Raw genomic sequence first — 13,996 nt, forward strand, 5'->3', positions numbered from 1 at the left:
GACTCCCGATACAACCTCCAGTTACTGTAGGAGCAAGCAGTTTCTTGCGAATCAATCGCAACATGGAGTTTGGAAATGGCAGAGGCGGCGCATTTGGCGATCGGCGACCTGGCCCGGCAGACCGGAACCAAGGTCAATACGATCCGCTTCTATGAAGAGAGTGGATTGCTGCCCCAGGCGGAGCGCACGGCGTCGGGACGGCGCGTCTATCGTGACGCCGATACGAAGCGATTGGCATTCATTCGCCAGAGCCGGAACCTGGGCTTCCCACTCGATGCCGTGCGCGAACTGCTCACCCTGGCCGACGATGCAAACCAGCCCTGCGAAGCGATTGACCGGATTGCACGCGTCCATCTGGCGGAAATTGATCGCAAGATTGCCGATCTCTCGGCGCTACGCACCGAGCTCGACCGCGTCATCGGCTCCTGCAGCCACGGGACGGTCGCCGATTGCAAGATCATCGAAACGCTTGCCCCGCGCACCCATGAATAGGATTCCCAGAACCGTCTGGGCACTCGGCATTGTCAGCCTGTTCATGGACCTGTCGTCCGAGATCATCCACGCACTGCTGCCGCTGTTCCTCACGACGACCCTCGGTGTAAGCGTCGCCATGGTAGGGCTGATCGATGGAATCGCGGAGGCGACCGCCTCGATCAGCAAGGTGTTCTCTGGCTATGTGTCGGACCGGTTCGGGCGGCGCAAGCCGCTGATCCTGCTGGGCTATGGGCTCGGCGCCTTGAGCAAGCCACTGTTCGCCCTGGCTGGTTCCGCGCCAGTGGTGCTTGGCGCACGGTTTGCAGACAGGATCGGCAAGGGTTTGCGCGGCGCCCCGCGCGATGCGCTGGTTGCCGATGTCACGCCGCAAGCCATTCGCGGGCGGGCCTTCGGACTGCGCCAGTCGCTCGATACGGTCGGGGCCTTCGCCGGCCCGCTTTTGGCCATGGTTCTGATGGCGGCTTTTGCCGACGACATGCGCCAGGTGTTCTGGATTGCCGTCATTCCGGCAATTCTTGCCGTGCTGTGCGTGATCTTTGGCGTCGAAGAGCCTCGCAATCATGAACAGCAAAGCCCGACACGGCCGCCGATCGCGTTCGCCGATCTCAAGCGGCTTGACCGCCCATTCTGGATTGTAGTGGCGATCGGCGTGGTATTCGCGCTTGCCCGGTTCAGCGAAGCCTTTCTCATCCTCAGGGCGTCCGGCGAGGGCTTGCCGCTGACCTTTGCGCCTGCCGTGCTCGTCATCATGAATGTGGTCTATGCTCTCGGCGCCTACCCCGCCGGGATCGCCTCCGACAAATATCCCGCGCACTTGCTGCTGGCGTGGGGCCTGGCATCCCTGATCCTCGCCGATCTTGCCCTGGCACTGTGGCCCGGACTGGTCGGTGCATTCACCGGGATCGCGTTCTGGGGGTTGCACATGGCCTTGACCCAGGGGCTGATGGCAAAGCTCGTCGCCGATCGAGCGCCGAGTGAACTGCGCGGTTCGGCGTTCGGCCTGTTCAACCTTTCGAGCGGCGTGGCCATGCTTGCAGCGAGTGTCCTTGCAGGATTGTTTTGGGACGTGGCTGGCGCGCGCTCGACGTTCCTGGCAGGCGCTGCCTTCGCGACGATTGCCGCATTCGCGCTTCTGCTGAGCAGACCGAAGCCCGGCAAGAAGCTGCGGCAGTCTCCCGGCACCTAATCCTTGCATCAAAGCCATGGCACGGTGGCGGCAATTTGATCGCCGTCAATGCATGTTCCTCCAGCTTCCGTAAGGCACGAATGTGTGAAGGACCGCCAAATTCGGTGAGTCCTGGCCGAGGAGGCAATATCATGCCTCGAGTTGGAAAGATTGGCCGGATCGGCCTTGCGATTGCCACGGGTTCGGCGCTTCTGGCGAGCGTTGCCATTGCCCAGACGGCCCCTGCGACAGGTCCGTGCCCCATGGCCCCTGGGATGATGGGGCCAATGATGGGACCTGGTATGATGGGAGGCGGCATGATGCCCATGATGGGTGGTGGCATGATGCCGATGATGGGTGGCGGCATGATGGGCTGGTATGGTCAGCCGCAAGCTAATCTCAACCTATCGGTCGACGATGTCAGGGGCTCCGTGGAGCGCTCGATTGCGATGATGGGCAATCCGCGTCTCAAGCCCGGCCGGATCGTGGCGACCAACGACGACACGATTACCGCCGAGATCGTGACGGTGGACAAGGAAGCGCTTGTGCAGCGGTTCGCGGTCAACCGCCACACCGGTTACTGGCAGCAAGTGCCATGACGTGGGCGAACGGCGCCTGCCAGAATGCGGGCTGGGGGAACTGGATGATGTTTCACGGCATCTTCTCCCTGCTGCTGTTTCTGTTGGCGATTGCCGGAATCGTCGCCCTCTTCCGCCTGGGTTTGAAACCTCGCCCGAATGCCGGGGACGCTGGCACCAAACCAGGATTCGATGTGCTCGAACGGCGCTACGCCGGCGGAGAAATCGATCGGGAAGAATATCTGCAGAAGAAAGCCGATCTCGGGGGCTAGGCATTTTGGGGCTCTGGTGATCGTAATGGTCGCCGATTTCCTGTCGAGCACACCCTGAATGGTGAGCAGTAGGGAGAACACGATGAGCTATTATTTCGCCACGACGCTGGAGACGAATTTCGAGAGTGCGCTGCGACGCGCGACCGAGGCGCTGAAACTGCAAGGCTTCGGCATCATCACCCAGATCGACGTCAGGGAGACTTTCAAGAACAAGATCGGCGTCGATTTTCGAGATTATCGCATCCTTGGTGCCTGCAATCCGCAATTGGCGCATGAGGCGCTCCAGATCGAGGATAAGGTTGGGACAATGCTGCCATGCAACGTCGTCGTTCAGGATCTCGGTAGCGGCAAGGTCGAAATCGCGGCGATCGATCCGGTCGCCTCGATGATGGCCATCGGCAATCCGACGCTTAAGCTCGCCGCCGAACAGGTGCGTGAGAGGCTGAAGAGGGCGATTGAAAGTCTCTGAGCCAGCGGTTCGTTCAAGCCACTCGCCGTCGCCTGGAGACGCCTGCGCGGACAGCTACAGGACACGGTTGCGCAGCGTCATGTCAGTGGAGCGAACGAGCTCGGAGAGAAATCCCAAATGGGTCCGAACTTAACTGTCGAATCTCACAGAATCTCGACCGCGCCAGTAGCCCCATTCGAGCAATGTTCCCGGTCTAGAGTTTGATGGGACCCAACACCTTTGCCGCACGTTTGCGCCGAATTGGCCAACGCATGAACAACAGCACCGTACCTGCCAGCCCAAAGAGCAAACCGCCGATGGCAAATGCCAACATCCACGGCGTATTGAAATTCTCGTGGTTCTTCCAGTCCATGATGTGGAGGCTCCAGAAGAAGTCGTATAGTCGCCATGTCTCGGTGCGAACGGCAGTGATCCGCCCAGTATCAGCGGCAACAAAAACGCTGGTCCGGTCCGGGTCGGCAAATGCGACTCGCCATGCGGGCAGCGCCGCGCGGTATTCAGGGCTTTCTTCGGTAACGCGGCTGGCCGCTGAGCCTGGCTTTTGAGCCGATTTCCATGCGCTTTCGGCAATCCGTGTTGCTGTCGCGGCATCGATCGGCGGCAACGGCTTGCCATCGGTTGCATCGTAAAGCCGGATGCCCCGCGTCGTCGTCACTTCTGCGACCGGATTGTTGTCGAGCACGCGCCAGGTCACGGCTACAACCGGAGCTCCGGCTTGCGCGAGGACTTTGTCAGGCGAGATCAGGTGGAGTCCTGAGGGAATCGGTGGGTCCGCCTCTCGGCTTACCAGATGTTCACCGCGCACCTTGTCGATTGGCAGGAAGCTCATCAGCGCTCCGCTGGCAAACCAGATAAGCAGTTGTGCGCCGATGAACAGCGCCAGCCATTTGTGTACACGGCTAGCGAACAGATGCAGGCGGTGGCGGCGGGAGCTCAGAACCAGGTCCTTATGCCTACGACCAGGCTGGTTGACTCAACCCGATCGCCGCGAGCGCGAGCAAAACGGGCGCTGTCGCCGACTTTCCGCTCCCAGGACACGCCAATATAAGGCGCAAACTCGCGCTTGATCTCGTAACGCAAACGGAGCCCGAGTTCGGCATCGGAAAGGCCCGAGCCGATGCCGTTGGCCGGGACGTTCTGGGCAGCAAAGTTGAGTTCGGCCCGTGGTTGCAGAATCAGTTTCTGGGTGATGCGTTGGTCGTAATAGCCTTCGAGCCGTCCGAGCAGATCGCCCTTGTCGGAGAGGAACAGTGCTCCCTCGACCTCGAACCAGTAGGGAGCGATCCCTTCGATGCCGATCGTCGCGTAGGTGCGCGCCGGTCCTGGCCTGAAGTCCTGTCGGACACCGGCCTGCAAATTGAACCACGGATCTATCGCGCGCGAGTAGAGCGCCTGAACCTCGGCGCTTTCGATACCGCCGCGAAATTCGCCCTCGCCCTCTGACTTGACGACAAGACGATCGATGTCGCCTCCAAACCAGCCTTCGCCATCCCAGCGATAGGCATCCTTGCCCTTCTGCACGCGGAATTCGGCCAGATTGAAGGAGACGCTATAGGCGGGCATTCCGCCATTTTCATGCCTCAGCATTTTGCGCGGTCCGGCCATCTGGCCCGCACCGAACACCGCATCGGCGGCGTGATCTGCAGGCGGAGGCGGGGCGGGCGCATCGCCGACCTCGCTGTCCGGCGTCTCCATGCCCGGCATTCCGGTCATCCCCGACATTTCATGGTCCGCATGCGGGTCGGCTCCGCCGGGTGAACTGGGTGTTGCCATCTCCATGCCGGGCATCAACGACATGCTGGGTTCGGATGCAGGTGTTGTTCCTGGTGCGGGCGCTGCCGGAGACATGTCCATGCCCGGCATGGTATCTGCGCTTGCCGCCGGCTTGGGAACGGGCCCTGGCGCGGGCGCAGCCGGTCTTGCCCGCCTTGGCGTGGCAGCTCGCTTCCTCGGTGCGGGTTTAGGCTTCACCGCCGGCCTGCGGCTGAGGACAGGCTTTGGCTTGGCCACAGGCCTGGCGGGCATCTGCATTCCCGGCATGTTCATGTCCATCTGAGCGGCAGCAGGTGACGCAATGGCAATGGCGGCGGCGCTGGCGAGGAGGAATTTCATGCCGCATCCTCGTCTTTGCGCACCGTTACGACGCGAAACATCCCTGCCATCATGTGATGCAGCATGTGGCAGTGGAACGCCCAGTCACCGAGTGCGTCGGCAGTCAGGTCGAACGACACCTTGCCGCCGGGCAGAACATTGACCGTATGCTTGACCGGATGACGACCGGGATCGCCTGTCACCACTTCGAAGAAATGTCCGTGAATGTGGATAGGGTGCGGCATCATCGTGTCGTTGATGAGATTGACGCGCACGCGCTCGTTATAGCGGAAGGGTATGGGATCGACGCCGTCGCTGAATTTCACGCCGTCGAACGACCACATATAGCGTTCCATATTCGCGGTCAGGTGCAGGTCCATCTCACGCGAAGGCTTGCGGGTGTCGGTGTTGGGTGTGAGCGACTTGAGATCGCGATAGGTCAGGACGCGGTGTTCGGCCGTCTCGAGACCGGTCGGACGTTCGCCGGTGCGGTCCGTCGGCATCGGCGCGAGTGTCGCCACGCCCGGCCCCATCTTGACCTGGGGCGCGACCGACGGATCGCGCATCTTCATCGATCCCCCGCTCATGTCCATACCGGCCATGGCGCCACCGCCCGGCATATCCATTCCAGGCATCGGCTCCTTCGCTGGAGCAGCCGACCCGTGTCCGGAGTGTCCCCCGCCACCAGACATGTCCATATCGCCCATTCCCATGTCCTTCATGGTCAGGAGCGGACGTTCGCGGAGGGGAGGCACCGCCGCGACCATGCCTGGGCGCGGAGCAAGCGTGGCGCGGCACTGGCCCGATCGGTCGATGGCCTCCGCAATCAGTCCATAGGCTGTGTCGGTTGCTGGCGGCATCTTGACGATTACATCATAGGTCTCGGCAATGGCGATCTGGAACTCATCGGTCTCGACCGGAACCACGTTCTGGCCATCGGCCGCTACCACGGTCATCGGCAATCCGGGGATCCGGACGTTGAAATTGGTCATCGCCGACGCGTTGATGATGCGCAGTCGCACCCGTTCGCCAGGAATGAACAGACCGGTCCAGTTCTCCTGGCTGCCGTGCCCGTTGATCAAATAGGTGTAGATAGAGCCCGACACATCGGAAATGTCGGTCGGATCCATCCGCATCCCGGCCCACATTGTGCGCTCCGCGGCGGACTGGTCCTTGCCGGCCAGCAAGCTGGCCAGCGTCTGCTTCTGCATGTTGAAGTAGCCGCCCATCGCCTTCAGCTTCCGCATCTGCTCCATCGGATGCATGAAACTCCAGTCGGACAGCACGACAACATGCTCGCGCTCGTAAGCGACGGGTTCGGGCCCGGCCGGATCGATGACGATCGCGCCATATTGACCCATCGCCTCCTGCATCCCGGAATGGCTGTGATACCAATAGGTGCCCGATTGCTTGACCTCGAACTCATAATTGTAGGTTTCACCCGGCTTGATTCCGGGGAAGCTCACGCCCGGGACCCCATCCATCTGGAAGGGAAGCAGAACTCCGTGCCAATGGATCGAGGAGTCTTCCTGGAGGGTATTGGTAACGGCGAGCCGTACCCGCTGGCCTTCCTTCAGGCGAATGATCGGTCCAGGCAGGGTTCCGTTTATGGTGACGGCATGACCTTCTTTGCCGCCGACGGTGAAAGGTGAGTGTCCGATTGTGAGCGCGATGCTCTCGCCGCTCAGCACCTCGGATCCCGAACCGATTCCCATCGTGCCGCTACGTGCCCAGGCGGGCAGCGCTGCCGACAAGGCAATTCCCCCGCACCCCCAGGCAGCGGAACGGATCAGGGTGCGTCGATCGAGGGAGATTGATGGCATAGGGGTTACCGGGTGAAGTTGGAGACTGTCAGAGCCTCATACGCAGCGCCGGACCTTGCCCCTCAAAAACTAGTCGCCGAGCATCGCCTTCAATTTAGTGCGGGCGCGGTAGAGCCTAGTTTCGATGGTCTTCTCGCTGACCGCAAGCACTTCGGCCGCTTCGGCCTGACTGAGACCATCGACCGTTCTCAGCACCAGGGCTTCGCGTAACCGCGCGGGCAACCGTGCCATGGCGCCGGTCACACGCGCCAGTTCGGCCCGGTGGGCGGCTTGCACATCGGCAGGAACCGCATCGCCCGCCACATCGAACGCCTCTTCCAGGGGTGCTGCACGGGTGAAAAAGGAACGGACCCTTCGCCGCCGCGCCCAATCGCGGCATTTGTTGAGCGCGATCTGTCTGACCCAAACCGAAAACGGGCGCTCGTGATCGTAGCGCGCGAGGGATGCAAAGGCCGCGACGAAGGTTTCCTGGGTAATGTCGAGCGCCTCGTGCGGATCGCTGGTGGTCGCGCGAACCAAACGGAACACGGGTTCGCGGTGCCGCGCGAGCAACTCGCGATAGGCATCTTGCCTGCCGCCAAGCGCCAGCGCCGCGAGTTCCGCGTCGCTGCCATCGGATAGCTGCAAACTCACCGTGCTTCTGGAGTCAGGGCCCTGGTAACGGTCCTGTCGAATTTTGCCGCCTGATCGGGCCTGAGCACGGCGCGCATGGCGAATAGATGCTCGAGCGTTTCCTTCTGCATCTCGCCCATGACCATGTGCGTGTGATCGATCGCGGCAGTCACTTCGGGGCCGTAACCGTGTTCAGCCTGCATCGCGTCGGCAAGGTGGGCGTTCGCCGCGCGCATCTCGAGTTCGAGCGCCTTTCGGCGTGTCGCAAAGCGCTGCTCTATTGCCTCGATCTTCGCGTGCTGCGCTGCATCGAGGCTCAGTTCCTTGTGCAGCAGGGCATGCAGCTCGGTTTCGGTCTGCTTTTCCGGTGCAAGGAGCGCGCGGCCCGCATAGGTGCCGCCCATCGCCGCCGCAAAGGCGACAAGCGCGATCAGTACCAGGCGCTTGCCCCAACTCATGGATGGACATCCAGCAGGGTTGAGGGGGCCAGGGGATTGTCGGGCGCAAATGGCGACATCGGCTGCGCGATGGCCGGCTCGCCGCCGGAGAGGCCGCCACCCGCAAAGCCCACGACCAGCGCAAGGGCCAGGGCGAAGCCCATCAAGCGCGGTGATGCTGCCGCCTCTCGCCGGCTGCGCGCAAGGCCAGCAAATACGGCGTCGTCGATCTCGGCCAGCCCGGATGGGACCGGCAATGCGCCCAGGCGGTAAAGCGCCTGATCAATATCGGGCACGAGCAATCTCCCTATGTACTGGCTCCCTATACGCGGGGGCAGGCGCGATCCCTCAGGAAAATCCTCGTGAGAAAATTCCAAGGGGCCGCGCGGTGGGCTGCGTATTTCCCGATAACACGCAGACCCAAGGAGATTGTAGATGCGCATCCCCCGTTTTGCCCTCGCCGTCGCAGCGCTGGGCCTCGCCGCCCCACAGATCGCTGCCGCGCACACCCAGCTCGTAGCGTCGAGCCCCGCAGCCAATGCCACGGTCGCCGCGCCGACCAAGATCGAACTGCGCTTCAACGAGGCGGTCATCGGTGCCACCGCGCGCGCCACGATCGCGATGACCGGGATGCCCGGCATGGCCAGCCATGCGCCGATGGCGATTACCGGCTTCGCCGCGCAGATGGGCAAGGACCGCAAGTCGATGACGCTGCTGCTGAGGCGTCCGCTGACGGCCGGCACCTATCAGGTGTCCTGGACCGCCGCGGGCACGGATACCCATCGCATGAGCGGCACTTTCAGCTTCACCGTGCGCTAAGGCCCATGGACAACCTGCCCGTCATCGTCATCCGGTTCGCGCTTTACGCCGACCTGATGGCGCTGGCGGGCATGGTTGCGTTCTCGCTCTACGCCCTTTCAGCCCAGGAGCGGACCTCGGCCATTCTACGCCTGTCCAGACCCGCGATTGTCCTTTCGTTGATTGGGCTGATGCTGTCCGGTTTGGGCATGCTTGCGCTCGCCGCCTCGATGACGGGTTCGAGCCTCTGGGCGCTCGACGGCGAAGTCCTGCGCGAGATCATCGGCGAGAGCGCGATTGGCACGGCCTGGATCGTTCGTATGGTGGCGATGGCCATTGCCGTGCTGGCCGCCAGTGCGCTCGATCGCCGTCCGTCCGCGGCGCGCGTTGCCCTGCTCACATCGAGCGCACTTGCTATCGCCACGCTAGTCTGGACCGGCCACGCCGGGGCGACCGAAGGCTGGACCGGAACCATCCACCGGCTAAGCGACATCATCCACATGCTGGCGGCTGCGGTCTGGATCGGCGGCATTGCTGCCTTTTCGTGGATGCTGTTCCGGCCATTCGGGCGACAGACCAGCGAGCGGTTGTCAGTGGCACACCGGGCGCTTGAGCAGTTTTCGCACGTAGGCACGCTCGCGGTAGGACTGATCGTCGCAACCGGCTTGATCAACAGCCTGATCTTGCTGGGATTGCCCAGTCCATCCCGATTGCTCGCATCACTCTACGGGCAGTTGCTGCTCGCCAAGCTTGGCCTGTTCACTGCGATGCTGGCGCTAGCCGGTGCGAACCGCTGGCGGCTCACGCCTGCACTTGGTGCTGTGATTGGTACTGCCGATCCAGCTCCGGCCATTCGCGATCTCAGACGAAGCCTGATCCTGGAGTGCGCGGCGGCGCTGGCGATCCTCGCATTGGTCGCCTGGCTTGGAACCCTGGAGCCGCCAGGCACGGCAGGATGACACAATGCTTTTGCGCAAACGCATGTTGATGAACGTCAATGACGTTTCGGAATGATGCAAATAGGTCTTTCAGATTTCAACGGGTGGAGAAGTTCCATGTCAGACCAACCGAAAATGAAACTTGGTGTAGTCCGTGTAGCTGTAGCCGGCGCAATCACCGCAGCGGTCTTCTTTGCGCTGTGCTGGTTGGGCGCGCTTCTTCCCATCGGCCCTGCATCGCACATGTATCTCAATTTGTTCACCAGCGAACCGGGTGCATCGGTGACTGCGCTCTTCCAGGGCATCTGCTGGTCGATCGCTTTCGGATTGATTGCGGGCGGCCTCTTTGCGCTCGTTTACAATGCGTTGTCGTCGCTCGACAGCAAGTGATTAAAATCAGGATGATTGATGCGACGGGCGGCAGAACAGACTGTTTCCGATTCTAAGTTTCGCTGCTTGACCCTGACATGATGTCAAGGTTTATGAAATGGCGACTGAAGGAAAACATTGCATGGCCGAGTCGCATCACGATCACATCCACGGCGCCCGCTCGGAAACCTCGATGCCGGGAACGGTAACAGATCCCGTTTGCGGAATGAGCGTCGATCCCAGCGCCACGCCGCATGTCGCGACCCATGCCGGCGCGCATCACTACTTCTGCAGCGCGGGCTGTCTCGCTAAGTTCAACGCCGATCCGGAACGCTATGCGGGCGATGCACCGCCGGTCGCCGATCCGGTGCCCGAAGGTGCAATCTGGACCTGCCCGATGCATCCCGAGGTTCAGAGACCGGGTCCGGGAACCTGCCCGATCTGCGGCATGGCGCTTGAGCCGATGACCCCGACGCTCAGCGATGGCCCTTCCCCGGAATATGCCGACATGAAGCGGCGCTTCATTGTCGGGCTCGTCCTCAGCCTGCCGGTGGTCGCACTCGAAATGGGCGGGCACTTGCTGGGCCTCAATCGTCTGATCGGCCAGCAGATGTCTAACTGGCTGCAAATGGTGCTCGCGACGCCGGTCGTCCTCTGGGCTGGCTGGCCGTTTTTCGAACGCGGCTGGGCCTCGCTGAAGAGCCGCCACCTCAACATGTTCACGCTGATCGCGATGGGAACGGGCGTGGCCTGGATCTACAGCATGGTGGCCGCGCTTCTGCCGGGAGTGTTCCCGATGGCGTTCCGGACCGCACACGGCGCGGTCCCTGCCTATTTCGAGGCAGCGGCGGTGATCACCGTGCTGGTTCTGCTCGGCCAATTGTTCGAACTGCGCGCCCGCGAGACGACCAGCGGCGCGATCCGGGCCTTGCTCGATCTCTCACCCAAACTCGCCCGCCGGGTCCGTGCCGACGGATCGGATGAGGAAGTCACGCTCGACGAAGTGCTGGTCGGCGATACGCTGCGGGTCCGGCCCGGCGAGAAGGTACCGGTTGACGGCGTGGTTCTCGATGGCCGCGGCACGGTCGATGAATCGATGGTGACCGGCGAGTCCATGCCCGTAACCAAGGAAGCAAAGTCGAAGCTGATCGGCGGCACGATCAACCAGACCGGCGGTCTGGTCATGCGCGCCGAGAAGATCGGGCGCGACACCATGCTCTCGCGCATCGTCCAGATGGTCGCAGAGGCGCAGCGCAGCCGCGCGCCAATCCAGCGGCTTGCCGATACGGTTTCGGGGTGGTTCGTACCGGCAGTGATCGCGGTCGCGGTGCTGACCTTCATCGTCTGGTCGCTCGTCGGTCCGTCGCCGGCAATGGGCTATGGCCTGATTGCAGCGGTCGCGGTGCTGATTATCGCCTGCCCCTGTGCCCTGGGTCTTGCGACCCCGATGTCGATCATGGTCGGTGTAGGACGCGGTGCGCAGGCGGGGATTCTTATCAAGAATGCGGAAAGCCTCGAGCGCATGGAAAAGGTCGATACGCTTGTTGTCGACAAGACCGGCACGCTCACTCAGGGCAAACCCGCTGTGGTCGCGATCGAACCTGCAGAAGGGTTCGACGCGGGCGAAGTGCTGCGCCTTGCCGCCAGTCTCGAACGCAGCAGCGAGCATCCCCTGGCTCTCGCCATCGTCAGGGCGGCCGAGGAGAAGAGACTCGTCATCAGCGAGCCGAGCGAGGTCGATCAGCCGGTTGGAAAAGGGATCACCGGCTCGATCGACGGCCGCCGTATTATTGCCGGCAATGCCCGTTTTATGGACGAACAGAATATCCCGACCGCCGAACTGAGCGAGCGGGCCGACCGTCTGCGCAGCGAAGGTGCAACCGCGATCTTCCTGGGCATCGACGGCAAGATTGCCGGGGCCATCGGCATCGCCGATCCGGTCAAGGAAACAACGCCTGCCGCGCTTCGGGCGCTCAGTGGGGCCGGCATCCATGTCATCATGTTGACCGGGGACAATCATGTCACCGCAGAGGCAATCGCCCGCCGGTTGGGCATCACCGATATCGAGGCCGATGTGCTGCCCGATCAGAAGAGCGAGATCGTGAAGCGACTGCGCGAGCAAGGCAGGATTGTCGCCATGGCCGGCGACGGAGTCAACGACGCGCCAGCCCTTGCTGCCGCTGACGTAGGCATCGCCATGGGCTCGGGAACCGATGTCGCGATCGAAAGCGCCGGGATCACGCTGCTCAAAGGCGATCTCACCGGCATTGCCCGCGCCCGGTGTCTCAGCCGGGCAACCATGAGCAACATCAGGCAGAACCTGTTCTTTGCCTTTGCCTACAATGTCGCGGGCATACCGGTGGCCGCGGGCGCGCTCTATCCGCTGTTCGGTCTCATGCTCTCGCCGATCATCGCAGCGGCGGCGATGGCGCTGTCCTCGGTCAGCGTGATCGGCAATTCGCTGCGCTTAAGGAGGATCGAATTATGAACTTCTCCAGCAAACGGGCCTGGCTTCTGGCGGCGGTGTCGGCCGCGCTGATCGCAGTTTATCTGATCTATCCGGAACACCGCCAGCATCTGTTCGGCCTGATGCCCTATGCCTTCCTCTTCGCCTGCCCGCTGCTGCACTTCTTCCACGGCGGCCATCAACACGGCCATCGCCATCAACCCGACGAGCAACATCCATGAACATCGGACAGGTCTCGAAGGCGACAGGTGTGTCGCTGCGGATGATCCGCCATTACGAGGGCATCGGTCTGATGCCGCCGCCCGACCGGCGCGACAACGGCTATCGGGATTATCCGCCCCGTTCGATCGAGCGCCTGCGCTTTATCGCCAATGCCCGCGACCTTGGCTTCTCGGTCGATGAGATATCCGCGCTCCTGAGCCTGTGGGACGACCGGACGAGGGCCAGCAGCGAGGTCAAGGCCATCGCGCTCGATCATGCCAGGGATCTTGCCCGCAAGGCAGCGGCATTGGAAGCGATGCGGCGCACTTTGCTCGAACTGGTCGAGGGGTGCAGCGGTGATGCAAGGCCTGATTGTCCAATACTTGCCGGGCTTGCGGCAGAACCTGTAGGCAAGTCTGTAACCGACAATACCCGTGTGCCGAATTGACTGTTAAGTTATCTACTGCAAAGAGGATTTGATGAAGCGCTGGTTTTCCTTGCTGCTGCTCATGGGAGCACTGCTGGGCCTCATGGGCCAGGAAACTGCTTTTGCGCGTGTCATGCCCATGGAGAAGGCCGAACAGACGGTGGCCGCTGCCCAAGCAAGCGCGGGCCAGATGAGCGCTGACTGTGCCGAAATGATGGGTCTCGCAAAGCAGACGACGCAGCCCGACAAGCCGTGCCAAGGCATGACGCCAGACTGTGTCGCAAAGATGGGCTGTGCAGTTGCCGTTGCGCTGGTCCCTCCGCTTTCGAGCACCATTCCGTCCGTATATCGCCCATCTACGCCGCGACAGGTGCCTGTCGCAGCGCTTGTCGGGCGTGAAACCAGTCCGGAACCGCATCCACCCGCACGCCTTGGCTGAACCCCAGCGGCGCACTCGCGAACACGTGTTCGCTGTGCGTCACCTCGCAGTTCAATCAAGGATTTTCGACATGAAAACGATTCTGACGCTCGCCGCGGTTGCGGCAGCTCTCGCCACCTCCAGCCTTGCCCAGGCCAGTGACCGCAATGGCGGCCATTGGGAATGGCAGTCCCGGCCAATCCCAGGACCGAACAAGTCCAACCTGCCGCAGCAGGCTCGCGTCTGGGTCAGGGACAGCGGCACGACTGTGGCGGAATGCAACTGCGCCATGATGAAGATGAGCGCGGCCGATTGCATGATGGACATGCCCGGTAAGCCCAAGGCTCCATCGGCCGGCTAAGGCGATTGCCTGGCCGATAACGAAAAGCAAACTGGCCGGGCGCGTGTCGCCGGCGAGGTGTTTCCAAGCTTCGCC

At 62.3% G+C, this 13,996-nt stretch carries 19 protein-coding genes; 13 read left to right on the forward strand and 6 right to left on the reverse strand.

Going from position 1 to position 13,996, the window contains the following annotated elements; translation table 11 throughout:
* The first annotated feature begins 75 nt into the window (after positions 1-75).
* The 5 genes from ACFFF7_RS08225 (at position 76) to ACFFF7_RS08245 (ending at position 2,979) form a co-directional block, all read left to right on the forward strand.
* On the forward strand, positions 76-492 hold the full coding sequence (locus ACFFF7_RS08225; RefSeq protein WP_379480884.1) for a MerR family transcriptional regulator: 417 nt from the start codon (positions 76-78) through the stop codon (positions 490-492).
* Entirely contained in the window at positions 485-1,681 is a 1,197-nt protein-coding gene (locus ACFFF7_RS08230; protein ID WP_379480885.1) for an MFS transporter, read from the forward strand. Before ACFFF7_RS08225 ends, ACFFF7_RS08230 begins: the two co-directional genes overlap by 8 nt.
* Positions 1,682-1,977: 296 nt before the next feature.
* Positions 1,978-2,259: a hypothetical protein gene (locus tag ACFFF7_RS08235; RefSeq protein WP_379480886.1), complete on the forward strand. Its 282-nt coding sequence runs from the start codon at positions 1,978-1,980 to the stop codon at positions 2,257-2,259.
* Positions 2,256-2,510, forward strand: coding sequence for an SHOCT domain-containing protein (locus tag ACFFF7_RS08240; RefSeq protein WP_379480887.1), 255 nt, complete (start codon positions 2,256-2,258; stop codon positions 2,508-2,510). Before ACFFF7_RS08235 ends, ACFFF7_RS08240 begins: the two co-directional genes overlap by 4 nt.
* Positions 2,511-2,592: 82 nt before the next feature.
* Positions 2,593-2,979 carry a DUF302 domain-containing protein gene (locus tag ACFFF7_RS08245; protein WP_379480888.1) on the forward strand — a complete coding sequence of 129 codons (387 nt, stop codon included), beginning with the start codon at positions 2,593-2,595 and terminating at the stop codon, positions 2,977-2,979.
* A 193-nt stretch (positions 2,980-3,172) separates the two neighbouring features.
* Here ACFFF7_RS08245 and ACFFF7_RS08250 read toward each other — a convergent pair whose 3' ends face one another.
* From ACFFF7_RS08250 to ACFFF7_RS08275, 6 genes are all read right to left on the reverse strand, one after another.
* Positions 3,173-3,922, reverse strand: coding sequence for a PepSY domain-containing protein (locus ACFFF7_RS08250; RefSeq protein ID WP_379480947.1), 750 nt, complete (start codon positions 3,920-3,922; stop codon positions 3,173-3,175).
* Positions 3,913-5,091 carry a copper resistance protein B gene (locus ACFFF7_RS08255; RefSeq protein ID WP_379480889.1) on the reverse strand — a complete coding sequence of 393 codons (1,179 nt, stop codon included), beginning with the start codon at positions 5,089-5,091 and terminating at the stop codon, positions 3,913-3,915. Before ACFFF7_RS08255 ends, ACFFF7_RS08250 begins: the two co-directional genes overlap by 10 nt.
* On the reverse strand, positions 5,088-6,893 hold the full coding sequence (locus ACFFF7_RS08260; protein WP_379480890.1) for a copper resistance system multicopper oxidase: 1,806 nt from the start codon (positions 6,891-6,893) through the stop codon (positions 5,088-5,090). The genes ACFFF7_RS08255 and ACFFF7_RS08260 overlap by 4 nt, the downstream gene beginning before the upstream one ends.
* 69 nt (positions 6,894-6,962) lie before the next feature.
* Positions 6,963-7,526, reverse strand: coding sequence for an RNA polymerase sigma factor (locus ACFFF7_RS08265; protein WP_379480891.1), 564 nt, complete (start codon positions 7,524-7,526; stop codon positions 6,963-6,965).
* Complete coding sequence (locus ACFFF7_RS08270; RefSeq protein WP_379480892.1) at positions 7,523-7,963, reverse strand: Spy/CpxP family protein refolding chaperone; 441 nt, start codon at positions 7,961-7,963, stop codon at positions 7,523-7,525. The genes ACFFF7_RS08265 and ACFFF7_RS08270 overlap by 4 nt, the downstream gene beginning before the upstream one ends.
* A complete protein-coding gene (locus tag ACFFF7_RS08275) occupies positions 7,960-8,238 on the reverse strand; it encodes a hypothetical protein (RefSeq protein ID WP_379480893.1) in 279 nt (92 codons plus the stop codon). Before ACFFF7_RS08275 ends, ACFFF7_RS08270 begins: the two co-directional genes overlap by 4 nt.
* Positions 8,239-8,377: 139 nt before the next feature.
* On the opposite strand from ACFFF7_RS08275, the gene copC reads away from it, so the two are divergent.
* From copC to ACFFF7_RS08315, 8 genes are all read left to right on the forward strand, one after another.
* Positions 8,378-8,761 carry a copper homeostasis periplasmic binding protein CopC gene (gene copC / locus ACFFF7_RS08280; protein WP_379480894.1) on the forward strand — a complete coding sequence of 128 codons (384 nt, stop codon included), beginning with the start codon at positions 8,378-8,380 and terminating at the stop codon, positions 8,759-8,761.
* 5 nt (positions 8,762-8,766) lie between these two features.
* The gene (gene copD / locus ACFFF7_RS08285) at positions 8,767-9,699 is read left to right on the forward strand and encodes a copper homeostasis membrane protein CopD (protein WP_379480895.1); all 933 of its coding nucleotides are present in this window, start codon (positions 8,767-8,769) and stop codon (positions 9,697-9,699) included.
* 96 nt (positions 9,700-9,795) lie between these two features.
* Positions 9,796-10,068: a hypothetical protein gene (locus tag ACFFF7_RS08290; RefSeq protein WP_379480896.1), complete on the forward strand. Its 273-nt coding sequence runs from the start codon at positions 9,796-9,798 to the stop codon at positions 10,066-10,068.
* Between the two features lie 172 nt (positions 10,069-10,240).
* A complete protein-coding gene (locus ACFFF7_RS08295) occupies positions 10,241-12,535 on the forward strand; it encodes a heavy metal translocating P-type ATPase (protein WP_379480948.1) in 2,295 nt (764 codons plus the stop codon).
* Positions 12,532-12,735: a DUF2933 domain-containing protein gene (locus ACFFF7_RS08300; protein ID WP_379480897.1), complete on the forward strand. Its 204-nt coding sequence runs from the start codon at positions 12,532-12,534 to the stop codon at positions 12,733-12,735. The genes ACFFF7_RS08295 and ACFFF7_RS08300 overlap by 4 nt, the downstream gene beginning before the upstream one ends.
* Positions 12,732-13,163 carry a Cu(I)-responsive transcriptional regulator gene (gene cueR, locus ACFFF7_RS08305; protein WP_379480898.1) on the forward strand — a complete coding sequence of 144 codons (432 nt, stop codon included), beginning with the start codon at positions 12,732-12,734 and terminating at the stop codon, positions 13,161-13,163. Before ACFFF7_RS08300 ends, cueR begins: the two co-directional genes overlap by 4 nt.
* Before the next feature lie 31 nt (positions 13,164-13,194).
* Complete coding sequence (locus ACFFF7_RS08310; protein ID WP_379480899.1) at positions 13,195-13,581, forward strand: hypothetical protein; 387 nt, start codon at positions 13,195-13,197, stop codon at positions 13,579-13,581.
* 70 nt (positions 13,582-13,651) lie between these two features.
* Complete coding sequence (locus ACFFF7_RS08315) at positions 13,652-13,921, forward strand: hypothetical protein (RefSeq protein WP_379480900.1); 270 nt, start codon at positions 13,652-13,654, stop codon at positions 13,919-13,921.
* The last annotated feature ends 75 nt before the right edge of the window (positions 13,922-13,996 follow it).

The sequence above is a fragment of the Novosphingobium aquiterrae genome, assembly GCF_042434435.1.
Classification (GTDB): domain Bacteria; phylum Pseudomonadota; class Alphaproteobacteria; order Sphingomonadales; family Sphingomonadaceae; genus Novosphingobium; species Novosphingobium aquiterrae.

Excerpts from the sequence above, each read along its gene's own strand:
- ACFFF7_RS08225 (WP_379480884.1), top strand. The coding sequence starts at position 76 with ATGGCAGAGGCGGCGCATTTGGCGATCGGCGACCTGGCCCGGCAGACC.
- ACFFF7_RS08230 (WP_379480885.1), top strand. The coding sequence starts at position 485 with ATGAATAGGATTCCCAGAACCGTCTGGGCACTCGGCATTGTCAGCCTG.
- ACFFF7_RS08235 (WP_379480886.1), top strand. The coding sequence starts at position 1,978 with ATGATGCCCATGATGGGTGGTGGCATGATGCCGATGATGGGTGGCGGC.
- ACFFF7_RS08240 (WP_379480887.1), top strand. The coding sequence starts at position 2,256 with ATGACGTGGGCGAACGGCGCCTGCCAGAATGCGGGCTGGGGGAACTGG.
- ACFFF7_RS08245 (WP_379480888.1), top strand. The coding sequence starts at position 2,593 with ATGAGCTATTATTTCGCCACGACGCTGGAGACGAATTTCGAGAGTGCG.
- ACFFF7_RS08255 (WP_379480889.1), bottom strand. The coding sequence starts at position 5,091 with ATGAAATTCCTCCTCGCCAGCGCCGCCGCCATTGCCATTGCGTCACCT.
- ACFFF7_RS08260 (WP_379480890.1), bottom strand. The coding sequence starts at position 6,893 with ATGCCATCAATCTCCCTCGATCGACGCACCCTGATCCGTTCCGCTGCC.
- ACFFF7_RS08270 (WP_379480892.1), bottom strand. The coding sequence starts at position 7,963 with ATGAGTTGGGGCAAGCGCCTGGTACTGATCGCGCTTGTCGCCTTTGCG.
- copC (WP_379480894.1), top strand. The coding sequence starts at position 8,378 with ATGCGCATCCCCCGTTTTGCCCTCGCCGTCGCAGCGCTGGGCCTCGCC.
- copD (WP_379480895.1), top strand. The coding sequence starts at position 8,767 with ATGGACAACCTGCCCGTCATCGTCATCCGGTTCGCGCTTTACGCCGAC.
- ACFFF7_RS08290 (WP_379480896.1), top strand. The coding sequence starts at position 9,796 with ATGTCAGACCAACCGAAAATGAAACTTGGTGTAGTCCGTGTAGCTGTA.
- ACFFF7_RS08295 (WP_379480948.1), top strand. The coding sequence starts at position 10,241 with ATGCCGGGAACGGTAACAGATCCCGTTTGCGGAATGAGCGTCGATCCC.
- ACFFF7_RS08300 (WP_379480897.1), top strand. The coding sequence starts at position 12,532 with ATGAACTTCTCCAGCAAACGGGCCTGGCTTCTGGCGGCGGTGTCGGCC.
- cueR (WP_379480898.1), top strand. The coding sequence starts at position 12,732 with ATGAACATCGGACAGGTCTCGAAGGCGACAGGTGTGTCGCTGCGGATG.
- ACFFF7_RS08310 (WP_379480899.1), top strand. The coding sequence starts at position 13,195 with ATGAAGCGCTGGTTTTCCTTGCTGCTGCTCATGGGAGCACTGCTGGGC.
- ACFFF7_RS08315 (WP_379480900.1), top strand. The coding sequence starts at position 13,652 with ATGAAAACGATTCTGACGCTCGCCGCGGTTGCGGCAGCTCTCGCCACC.